The following is a 281-nucleotide window of genomic DNA, read 5'->3' on the forward strand; positions in this document are numbered from 1 at the left end:
GGGCCATCAGTCGCAGCAACTACTAAGATCGCGCCGTCCATTTGAGCAGCACCAGTGATCATGTTTTTAACATAATCGGCGTGACCAGGACAATCTACGTGCGCGTAGTGGCGTGAAGGAGTATCGTATTCAACGTGAGACGTTGAAATAGTGATACCACGTTCGCGCTCTTCTGGAGCGTTATCGATTGATGCGAAATCTTTAGCAACACCGCCGTATACTTTTGCAAGTACGTTAGTGATTGCTGCAGTTAGTGTAGTTTTACCGTGGTCAACGTGGCC

Annotated in this window: 1 protein-coding gene; it reads right to left on the bottom strand. The window is 48.4% G+C overall.

Annotated elements, in window-relative coordinates:
- The coding region (locus tag H5119_RS20245; RefSeq protein WP_259399080.1) for a GTP-binding protein at positions 1-281 on the bottom strand (281 nt) is incomplete at both ends.

The sequence above is a fragment of the Pseudoalteromonas sp. SG45-5 genome, from assembly GCF_014164085.1.
Taxonomy (GTDB): domain Bacteria; phylum Pseudomonadota; class Gammaproteobacteria; order Enterobacterales; family Alteromonadaceae; genus Pseudoalteromonas; species Pseudoalteromonas aliena.